The 10,852-nt window shown below is 56.5% G+C and carries 6 protein-coding genes and 1 pseudogene; 3 read left to right on the forward strand and 4 right to left on the reverse strand.

Annotated elements, in window-relative coordinates; genetic code table 11:
- Positions 1 to 192 (forward strand): hypothetical protein (locus VGN12_17650; protein HEY4311279.1); only part of this gene is annotated, 192 nt, incomplete at its 5' end.
- Between the two features lie 570 nt (positions 193 to 762).
- Positions 763 to 1,023: a hypothetical protein gene (locus VGN12_17655; protein ID HEY4311280.1), complete on the forward strand. Its 261-nt coding sequence runs from the start codon at positions 763 to 765 to the stop codon at positions 1,021 to 1,023.
- A 2,590-nt stretch (positions 1,024 to 3,613) separates the two neighbouring features.
- On the opposite strand, the gene VGN12_17660 is transcribed toward VGN12_17655, so the two are convergent.
- Positions 3,614 to 4,582 (reverse strand): ParB/RepB/Spo0J family partition protein, encoded by a 969-nt coding sequence (locus VGN12_17660; GenBank protein ID HEY4311281.1) that lies wholly within the window; start codon positions 4,580 to 4,582, stop codon positions 3,614 to 3,616.
- Positions 4,579 to 5,793, reverse strand: coding sequence for a ParA family protein (locus VGN12_17665; protein HEY4311282.1), 1,215 nt, complete (start codon positions 5,791 to 5,793; stop codon positions 4,579 to 4,581). The genes VGN12_17660 and VGN12_17665 overlap by 4 nt, the downstream gene beginning before the upstream one ends.
- A 677-nt stretch (positions 5,794 to 6,470) precedes the next feature.
- On the opposite strand from VGN12_17665, the gene VGN12_17670 reads away from it, so the two are divergent.
- On the forward strand, positions 6,471 to 7,895 hold the full coding sequence (locus tag VGN12_17670) for a replication initiation protein (protein HEY4311283.1): 1,425 nt from the start codon (positions 6,471 to 6,473) through the stop codon (positions 7,893 to 7,895).
- Between the two features lie 313 nt (positions 7,896 to 8,208).
- On the opposite strand, the pseudogene VGN12_17675 reads toward VGN12_17670, so the two are convergent.
- Positions 8,209 to 8,845: pseudogene (locus tag VGN12_17675) on the reverse strand (IS66 family transposase).
- A gap of 48 nt (positions 8,846 to 8,893) precedes the next feature.
- The gene (locus VGN12_17680) at positions 8,894 to 10,213 is read right to left on the reverse strand and encodes a hypothetical protein (protein ID HEY4311284.1); all 1,320 of its coding nucleotides are present in this window, start codon (positions 10,211 to 10,213) and stop codon (positions 8,894 to 8,896) included.
- Positions 10,214 to 10,852 lie beyond the last annotated feature (639 nt).

A 10,852-nucleotide genomic window follows, 5' to 3' on the forward strand; every position in this document is an offset into this window, starting at 1 on the left:
CATCAGATGTGCGGTTTTCGCTTGCCCGAACGCACGCAGTCCTTCCTGTCGTGCTTCGGTCTGATCCGCCAGCACTTCGTACTCAAGCGTCATCTGCTGCGCGCCTCGCTTTATCGCAAACAGCTCGCCGCGCGATTTGAAGCGTGGTGTCTCTTCACCGGCATTGCCCAAGCTCCGTTCACCGCAGTCTGAAAACACGACTCCCATTGTCGATAGGTTGTCATGCAATCAGCAACGTGACAGCGCCGTTGTGGCCGGTTGAGACGGCGCGAAGGCGGCAGTCGCCCTGCCAAACATTCCGCTGTTAGGGATGTATGCCATCGCCTCCGACTTGAGGAGTAAAAAACACCACAAAAACGTATCATTCACTACAACACCCGCCAGCGGCGAGGCGGACCACTCCCGACACGTCAAACGCCGCCCACGGAGCACGTCGCAAGCCCAGCGGGCGCCGATTTCCCGTGAAACAATTTTGCTTTGAACATAAATAAGCTCGGTGAAACAAGGTCTTGCGCGTGCCGACCTGTTTGTCCGCTTGTTTCACGACTGAAGCTCCATGGGTTTCGCTATCGCAGAACAATTATTTTGGAGTCCGAATCTAGTGAGGACGTGCTTTCCGAGCTTCGCTTCGAATCGACGGGCGTTTAAATCCTTCCTTCGCTTTTGCCGCATTCAAATCTTGTCACGGGGCTTGAATCCAGCCCCGTAGCGCGGGGCAGTTCGACACAGATCTTGGCATCACTTTTCCTGCGGCGGACGCCCATGACGCAACCGATCATTGACTTGACCATCCCGAACGCCATCAGGCGCGAGCTATCACACGACGATGCGGCCGCGCGGACGGACTTCGCCGCGCATCTGGACGAGCGGCTCACTGGGCTATCCCGTACACCGGCCGCCTGTTTTCGGCTACTGCCGGCACTCAACGAAGCCGCCAACCGGGCGCAGACCATATGCATCGCGCTCGTCGCAGCATTTGCGATCGATGTACTCGACAACATCTCGTGTCGACGAAATTGCTGACCGCCGGCAAGCTGCCCGCCGCAGGCAACCTGACGCGTCAGATTGTCGAACGAATCGCCATGTCGTTCCTGCGCTCGACCGATAAGCTACAAATCATCGAAACGAAGACAAGAGTCCATCGTCGATCAACTGGAGTGGAACTCCAGCGCGCTGGGCATGAACGCTGACGTGGTCGTGCGCCTGCGCCTCGCCAAGCGGCACTACAACGGGTCAGCCATTACGGCACGGTGACGATCGTCAGCCGGGTCGCGCCCGAAGTGCTCGGTATGGCCCATGTCGGGGGCCACTTCGATCGCGCGAGACTGGAGAAGGTGTAGCGGGTGAAACTGAACGAGCGGATCAGCCTGTGCCAGCTGCTGCCGCCGTTTCTGGCTCACCTGCGCGCGACGATGAGACCATCGGCCACTGCACTTGCCACCGGCGTGCCCGTGCGGAGCGACCAGTCATAAACGCCTCCGCGCGCCGGCTGACCCGGCAGCATTTCGCCCAGTATCAGGGCTATCTGGAAGGCGCCGCGATCGAAAGGCGTCATCGATTTCAGTGTGCGTGTCAGGCAGCACCCCGCTTGTCGAACTGCACTGGCGCGAAGATGTCCCGTCGTTACACGCCGACCGGTAACACGTGGCCCCAGACAGCGTCTATGGCGAAGCTGGGCTGATCGGGCTCCACAAGGCGGATTTCCCGTCGCAGGCTTCGCCCGTCTCGACCGGAGAATCGCCCGCAAGACCAAGCTGTCGCCAGCGGCAGGCAGCCGCTCTTGCCCGAATGGAAAAAGGCGTTGTGCGGGATCCAGCGTTCGACACGCGTTAAACAGCGGGATCGAGTCCGTCGTCACGGCGCGGCTAAAGGAGGCAGGGCTAACGACCCTTGTCGATCTGTTCGCGGCGCGCAGCATCTCCTCTCTGCGGCACGTACTGTCGCCGCTCGCCACGACGACGTAAGGGCATCTGCAGGCTGGCCACCTCGCCCTAGATGACAAGCGCTTGCAGGGTCCATCCCGGACAGGCTGTGCGCGTGTCGGCGGACCTAGACGGCTCGCTGGGGCTCACCCGGGCACCAGACCGAGCAGGACAAGGACCTGAACGCGATCGCGGCATAGATCTGAGTCCGCGGCAGGACGAACCCGGACACCCGTGCTTGCCGGCGCGCGGCCGAACGCCCCTGCTGGGGCCAGCGTCGTATAGCACAAGCTGTTGTCGTCGCGGAATACGCTTGACAGCGGAGAGTGCATCGAAAGTTTTGTGAAAAGTCGACGGCCAGCGAACCGCTGATGGGCCGTGGCCGCGCTGAGCGGTTCGAGCGCAGCTGGCGCCCGTTGGCGGCCCACTGAAGAACCGACGTCGGGAGACGGCACGCACGATCCTCAAGTTAATGCACGAGCAACTGCAAAAGGAAAGCTATCTCGCTCGAAATCCGTTCGAAAGGGTGCCCTCTGTAGGCAGCGAAACGCCAATTAACAGAGCCGCCGCACACCGGCCACGCACAATGACGGCACCGTTGCAGATGGCCACCCGAGCGGCCTACTCACCCAATCAATAGCGCGACTACTACGCACTGCAGTTGGCCTATGCGATCGGCGCGCTCTCGCGGAAGGCGCTTGACGGAGCACTCTATGATGCATGGGAGTTGAAGGCAAATGGCAAACGCGTACGCCAGCTGTCTGTGTCGATCTCGCATCGCCTGATGGAGGAGCTAAAGACCACGCGCGCGGATTCCGATCCGAGCCTCGCGATGGAGGCTTGACCGCTCCCACTGATTGGACATCTAAGACATGCAGGCCGTTGTCTCTGATAGGATCGCCCGCTTGTACAAGCGCCTATTTTACCGAGCGGCAGACCCGGTCCACCGGACATATTCAGGCGCAGCACACGATCTGCGTCGCGGGCGCACACTGGTGAATCACATCCACGCTAATCATGCGCTCGATTGACGCACAGCTTGCAGACCAGTCTTGGCCATGCGAGTCTCGCGACGACCACGATCCACACGAAGACAAACAACGCCCGACGCTATAGGGCCGTAAATTCCTTCTTCGAAAACGCCCTCGCAGCCATCGCAAGGTAAACTTCTGGTCTGCCGCAAGGCAGAGCCAAGGGGTCTACGGGGTGGACGTGTTCTTGGAAGTCAAGGCGGAGAGTCTGGGTTGCCGGGCCCTGAATTGACTCACCGACAGACTCCGGAACCCGGAACGCGTAAGTGTCCTGATAAGAACACCTTTATTGTGATTCGCGGTATAAAAGTCGAAATATCGATACCTCATTCCGATTTTGAATGCTCTCAATTACGTTTCAAAGCGTCCTGCGTAGAGCAACTGGTCTGTGCACGACATTCCGGCTGTTACTGCCTCACGTCGGCCTAAAGCAGTTCATAGCGCAAAAATGTTCGGATCAGGACACTTTGCGCCGCGAAAACAATGTGACAAGCCTTCGGGGTTGCCGCAGCAGGACCGTCGCGCTCCTATGTCACCAATCAAAAGTGTCCTGATAAGGACACTCGTAGAAACGAACCGACCTCGCGGCCCGGAATTCCTCACTCCGCTTGGGGCAAATCGCAGGCACAAAAAAACCCGCGGTCTGCGGGTTTTCTTGTTTTACTCCGGACGGAGCGAGAACATTTTACCAATGTGTTCTCGAAGCTCCGCCTCCTGCTCCTCTGTCATCATCCCAGCCTTGAATTTGAACGTCAATCCTTTGACGTCTTTCGTAATGCTTCCGGCCTGCGCTTTTCCCGCGAAGATCTTCAGGATGCTTCTTCCTCCAGAATCACTTGCTGATGTTCCTCGGACTACCTGAGCGCTGATGGTTGCGGCGATCTTGCTCTGCACAAGGTCGCCCGAAATTACTAACGGCCATACGTCCGTGAGCGCTTTAAGACCCAACTCTCCCGTCTTTTTTAGCGCATGGACGACGTCTTGAGCAGCATTGCCAGCCAGCAGCGAAGGATTCAAATCCAAGTCGCGCTTAACAAACTCCGGCAATTCATCGAACGCGAGGAACCGATACAGATCGTTACGAGACACACCCATTACTTCCGCCAAGCGAGTCCGTTTGGGGAATTCGCTTTCTGCACGTCGAACGGCAATGGCAATCTCATAGTCCGAGAGGTCGTCCCGGGTAACGTTTTCCATCAACGCGAGCGCCGCCATGTCTTGATCGGAGCACTCTATGACAACCGTCTTGATGGTCTCCTTATTGAGCAGTTTGTGAGCCCGCCATCGGCGCTCCCCAGCCACCAGCTGATATGTATCGGCAACTCGACGAACCGTCACAGCCTGAAGCAATCCGACTTCTCCGATTGAGCGTGCCAGTTCCGACAGCTTCGTCTCATTGAATTGACGGCGGGGCTGCCAAGGATTCGGAGCGATGGCGTCAACCGCTATATCCGTCACCGTGCCTTGCTTCTCCAACTCCTCGATTCGTAGCTGAGCAACTGCCAACGCACTTGTAATTCCCGGCATCGTCTGGGGGCCGCGCGAGGGCTTTTTCGCTTCACCTTTGAAGTCCGCCGGCGTCGCCAAATTCGCAGTCTTTGCCAACAACTGATCGCGGATATTGGTCATACTGCTGACTCCTTCCAAGTTTTCACAAACATGTCGTCCAGCCACTTTGCGTACTGCATCATTGGTTGTTTCACACGCTGCAGGGACTTCGCACTTGAATGAGTGCTCACAATGTCTAACGCAGTCGAGAATGAAAGCGCACCGCCGCTCATCACCGAACTAGCCGGAATCTCGAACGGATCGAGCCAACGGCCATAGGCGCTCTGGGCCCACTGCCGGACTACGGGCGCCGAAGATGTTTTCCCGTAATCAACCCGGGACAGCAGAACGGAAATGAAGTCATAGACCTTATCTTCTTCATACGGAAGAAAATCTTCGGCAACGTCCGAGAAGAGACGCCAGAACGCGAGCGAGCTGATGAAGTCCAGATTCTCGGGAATCATCGGCATAACCAACGCGTCAGCAGCAAGGAGCGCATTCAAATTCATGTACGACAAAGAAGGGGACGTGTCGATCAGGATGTAATCGTATTGTGCCCGCAACGGCTCCAGTCCTTCCCGCAACACAGACCAGAATCTGTAACCCTGCATTGTTTTTTGCCGCGCAGGCAACAGGAATTCCGCGCCATAGAGAAAAGTGTGGCCGGGGATGACGTCCATACCATCCCAGTAGGTTGACTGAACCCTTGCCCCAAGTCCTCCTTCTACGTTCTGGTCATAGATGTACGGAAGAACCGTATCTTCGCCGGTGATCTCCTTCTCGGCGTAGAGACCGCACAACTCCGATGCAGAAGCCTGAGGATCAAGATCAATCAACAAAACTTTGCGGCCAAAGAGGGTAAGGGCCTGCGCCAAACAAACTGTCGTCGTCGTCTTCGCCGAGCCTCCCTTGAGTTGTGCCGTGGTCAGCACTTTGCCTCGGAAGCTCTCCCTACCTTCCTCAAGACGCGTCTGATAGATGTCCGATGCCAACTTAATCCATATCCGGGCCTCAGCCAGAGTAAATGTCCGGCTACGCCCTGTACCATTCAGTGTTCCGGTGGGAAGCCCTGAATCAGCCTTTGTTGCGAGATATTGAATCTGCTGCCGCGTCAGATTACACATCTCGGCGAGTTCGCTGATCGTATAGATCGGAGCTTCTTTGCGCGGACGCGGCGCGAGAATCTGCTCGCGAAGGTTGTCAGAAAACGGGGCAAGGTTATCCGCAAAATCTGCAACTTCGCGCAGGGTGACCCTTCGGTCCTCCATCGGTAGCGTACCTACGTGTGCCATTCTGCACTTCTCCATGTTTTGACGTTGAAGCGCAGAATACACGAAAGTGTGCAAATAGTCCTTGTGCCGCGTAGATTTTCATGTTTTTCAAGCAACTTACCAACTAGGTCACTGATCTTTATAAGCTTTTATCGCAACCGCGGCACGTCAACCTCGTATTTCCACTTGAATCGGCCAAGCTAGCAAGGGAGGGAAGCGCTGCCCCAAAAACCGCAGCCGTTAGACACTGTGCACAAAAAGCACCCTGTCGGGGCGCTTTTTGTGCACAGTTATATTTTCTTTATAATCAAATAGTTAATAAGGGTTAATAGCGTCGGACCAGGGTCAATTCATCGGCTCCGATGCAATGCTGTTAGTTAGCTTTTTTAATACATAAACTTACCTACTTACAAACAGGTCAAAGAAATTCCTTACAAATCAAGGAGAGAGCCTGTGGATAGAGGCGGTTTTTGTGAAGACTGGGACGGTTTTTGTGCGCTCATGGACGGAATTTGGGACCTGAAGGACGGAGATTGTGAAAACCCGGTGGAAATTGTGTTCTCACAGGGTGGTTTTTGTGCCGAATCCCCTTCGGACAGCCTTTTGCAGCCTTGCGGTATTCCCGCCGACCACGGGGTGGTTTTTGTGTTGACACACATTGCGTCCCTGCTAGAGTGCCCGGCATGGAGTTGAACTGAATGGAAAACCAGAACCTTCCCGTCACCCCGCACCAGCTTGCCCTGGACATCTATGAAGATATGTCCGGGCAAGGCTCGTCTATCAGCGACTCGACGAGGGACATTGGTTTTCTCCGGAACAACATCTTTACGCGAGTAGGCGGGCTTGGTATTGCCGCTCGCCGCGTGCTGGATGCAGCCTATTTCCTTGTTGCAGCCAAGGCACCGGACGAACTGATTGACGACAAGGTCTACACCTTCACCGCCGAGATCAACTACTTCAAGTGGTTAATGCGATATGACAGCCGAAACCATAGCCATCTGATCGCCCAGATGAGGGCTGCGGCCAAGGCTCGTGTCGAAATCATGACAGCGCCATCAATCGAGGAGCTGACCGAGAAAGACGCATGGGGGACGATAAGTCTGCTTGGCGACTGCTACATCGATCGCAATCTGGTTTGTGTGTTGCTTTCGGGGCGGGTGATTAAGTACCTCATCAGCCCGTACAAGGCTCATTGGCTCAGCTTACGAGCGTCAACGGCGTTTTCCCTCTCACTCTCGAGAGCGATTTACGACCGGCTGATACCGTGCGAAGGCCCCGGGGTGACTGAATGGTTTGCCTACGAAGAAGTTTTGGAGTGGCCCGGCAAAGTTGGCGAATCCAGAAAGGAAGTGAAGGAATTCAAGAAGCGATTTCTTGAGCCAGCGATCAGTCAGCTAAACGAAGTCTCCGACTTTGATGTTAGTTGGGAACCGAATGGTGACCGACTTCCACCTGAAAAACTAAGAATTCGGTTTCGCTTTACGAAGAAACAAGGAGCTGATGCGGCACGCGCCGGCATCGACGATTCGATGTACCTCATCCTCCACGACGAGTTTGCGTTCGGTACACAGGAGTTCGAGCGCATTGCCCAGAACCGGGCTGAGTGGACCGACGAACGACTCATGCAGGCTATTGAGTACACGCGGCATCGAATAACCGAAGGGAAGGTCACTTCCAGCCCAAAGGGTTATCTGTGGAAAGCGCTCATCGGAAACTATCGCATCGGTGAAGCCGACAGGAAAATGGCGTTAGTCCAGGCGAATCTCCTTGAGAACAGCAGGAACGAAGCTCGTTCACGCAGCACAGCTCAAGCTAAGCTGGATGCCAACCTTGAAGCGCAGAACGAAGCCGCCAAGGCAAAAATCGCGAATGAAGCGAAGCTTGGGCGCGAGTTCTTCGAGGCTGCCGACCTTGGCACTCAACGAGAGCTATTCCACTCGTTTGTCAGAGGCCTCATGCCTCAGCGTTTGATCGAAAAGCAGGGGCTAAAGCGTGAGAAGTTGAATCCGCAGAATATCCTCACGGAAGATCGAGTCGTCGCAGACTCTTTTTGTACACACGTTTTCGCGAAGAGAAAAAAGATGAACGCGAGTTTGTCGACGCGGCGCGAAATTTCCGCCTGATCTTCTTCCCATCCGAAGTCGAGACTGGACTTATCGCTTGCGATCACCCGCATGCGCATTGACCTTCCAAATCAGTCTCGATCGCAGGCCATCCTGCCTATCTTCGAGTTCATGTCAACTCAGTCTCGTACTTCTTTCTGCGGCTCAATTGAGGCGCTTGCGCGGGTGTACGCCGGGCACTAGCAATTTAACCCTTGCCCGAGACTGCTTCTCCCCATGGGGCCATCGGGCTGTCCTGTAAGCGTGGCACCAGCGACATCTTGACTGGAGATCGCGATTGTCAGACTGGTTTGCGGAGTCGATCGGCGACGACTCACGGGGCGAGCTCTTCGATGCGGTTAATTGCATGGTCGGCGATTCGTACGAGCACATAGCGCAGGTATGCTTCAGGATCGATGCCGCTGAGTTTTGCGGAGCCAACGAGGCTGTAGATGGAAGCGGCACGTTTGCCGCCTGAGTCTGCTCCAGCAAACAGATAGTTACGTCGACCTATGGCCACCCCGCGTAGCGCGCTCGACTGGCAGATTGTCAATTTCGAGCTGGCCGTCATCGCAATAGCGTGTGAGCGTTTCCCACCGGTTCAACGCATAAAATATCGCCCGACTCGTATCCGATTTGCACGAGAGAGTTTCCAGCGTTGTTGTGAGCCACTCACGGACTCGCTCGAGTAACGACCGTGCGTGTTCTTGGCGATAGGCGCAGCGCTCGTCGGGCGGTTTGCCCCTGATCGTTTCCTCAGTCCTGTATAGCGCGCCGATCCGCTCGAGCGCTTCGGTGTTCAATGCATTGGGGCGCGCTGCGTGAAATTCGTAGAATTGCCGTCGGGCGTGTGCCCAACAGGCTGCCTCCTTGACGCGCCCGGTTTCGTAGATGGCCTAGTAGCCACCGTATGCGTCGGCTTGCAGCGTACCGTTGAACGACTCGAGGTGCTGCTGCGGATGGATCCCCTTGGCGCTTCATCGTCATCGTAGAACAGGTCGTCGCACACGATCACCGATTCACAGGAGGACTGCCTGCTGCAAAAGCTCCAGCGCCTTCAGTTCGTCCAGTCGACCCGTCCGTGCTTTTCCTGCCAGCGTCTTGATCAATGCTTCCGCGACGGGCGCGATACCGTTAAGATTGTCCAGGCTAGTCACGGTCGCGGGGAGCGACACGGAAGATTGCGGCGTGACTGCGGCGGCTGGAAGCGACCCAGAGGTCTCCCGTGTGGCTGCCGGCGCCTCGCCATCGCGTTCTTCTGGTGAGAGGCCCGCAGGCACGTCATGGACACCACTTTCATGTTCCTGATACTTGGTGGCTACTGGTTGTCTTTCCGCCGCGACATCCGCTGAAGTCAGCGGGGCGCTTTCTGGACCCGTCCGGGCCGCAGTCCGCGCACGACCAGTATGCGCCCTCGCATCTGCGGGTTTCCCTCGCACACCCGCGTTCGTAGCGGCAGCGAGCGGCTCGTGCTGTTCAACGGATGTCCGGCCGCGCGAAGCAGGCATGAGCAGACGCGACACCGACTCCGGAATATCAGCTTCTAAGCGCGCTGTGTCCAGCCAGCCAACTGGCAAACCAAGTCGCTCCGTGAAGCGGCTTGCTTCGGCACTATCCAGCCGTTTCTTGCCATATAACCGATGAGCCACGTTGGACCCGCTCATCGCCATAACTACACCCAGTCTTGCCTTCGATCCATTGCGAGCCGTCAGAACGTGGAGGTTAGCGCGTCGGATGTCTTCCACCCCGGCGCTCTCGCCTAATGCGAGCGCTTGCTGTTGGGTGGTTCCCGGAGATGCCCGCTGTTTCGAGCGCGAACCTTCTTGCTGCGTAGGAGGGGTGGGCGGTTTGGCCATCTGGGTTCGCCTGTTCCTGACGGCCTTGGGCGACCCGACCGTTGCTCTCTTCGGCATCTGCGCTTCCTCGGAAAAACTGTTCTCAAAAAATGGTTGCTCGCCGCCGCCCGGGACAGACGGCGGCACGGGTGTTTCCGACACTGCTTCCGGTTCGTCGTCGGTCTGAATGAAGTCGAGCGGTGATTTCAGCCTGGCGATGGTTTCTGCCGCGAGCGCAGGATTGGGCTCGTCAAAGAAACCGTGAGGCAGACCAAGCGTGGTTTCCATGTGAAAGGCGGTCTCGGGCGTAAATCTCTCGCCTTTCGTCAGTTCAGCCACTCGCGCCATGTTCGATCCAAGTCCCAGGGCGATATTCTCTGCACCCACCGTATCGACCAGAAACTGGAACGATCGTGTCTTGAAAATGGAGGCAGTCTGGCCGGACTCCCGGGCGGGTGCATTGACGTACGGTTGTCTCTGCAGGCTGGGCTGAGACTGCTTCACGTGACGAGGTTGGTGCGGGCCGCTGTCCCGAGATCCCGCATATCGTCCGCGGGGTTGACTCATAAAGTAGGGCTCCTGCGATCATTGGGGTACTGACAGTATGATTATAAATTAGGTGATGATGGCATAGACCGGTCGATGGCACGGTGAGGCGAAAACAGGTTGATGATCGAGCGCTTGCTCATTTCGACAAATCCCTAGCGGGTACTCGGGCTGCACTAACAACTCTAAGTAGCAAACGCCCCGCCAAAAACTGGTTAGTGCACCAACGCACTCGGCGTCGGCGGTTCGTTCAATGACTGCGTCGTTTTTTTCTTCATCCCGCATCCGCATCCGAATTCGCAATCGATCGCCCTCAACGACCAAAGTGGACGGTAACGAGATGCAGACGGCAGCTAAACCCTATTCGAAGCAAGGGGCATCCTGTATCACATCACGCTCAGGTGGGTCGATGCGCGCGTTTGGCCGGGACTGGAACAAACTTGTAGCCGAACACCCCGGCGGATTCAACCGGTCGATGCAACACCTAGAATCTGCGTGAGCAGCGGAGGAGTTGCAAATGAAACAGCGACCGAGAATTTATTACTCCGAGACCCAGAAAGCGCTGATGTGGGACCGATGGCGCAAGGGCGATACGAT

The organism is Pirellulales bacterium, assembly GCA_036499395.1.
GTDB lineage: Bacteria > Planctomycetota > Planctomycetia > Pirellulales > JACPPG01 > JACPPG01.

Coding starts and splice junctions, on each gene's coding strand:
- VGN12_17655 (HEY4311280.1), top strand. CDS start 763: ATGACGCAACCGATCATTGACTTGACCATCCCGAACGCCATCAGGCGC.
- VGN12_17670 (HEY4311283.1), top strand. CDS start 6,471: ATGGAAAACCAGAACCTTCCCGTCACCCCGCACCAGCTTGCCCTGGAC.
- VGN12_17660 (HEY4311281.1), bottom strand. CDS start 4,582: ATGACCAATATCCGCGATCAGTTGTTGGCAAAGACTGCGAATTTGGCG.
- VGN12_17665 (HEY4311282.1), bottom strand. CDS start 5,793: ATGGCACACGTAGGTACGCTACCGATGGAGGACCGAAGGGTCACCCTG.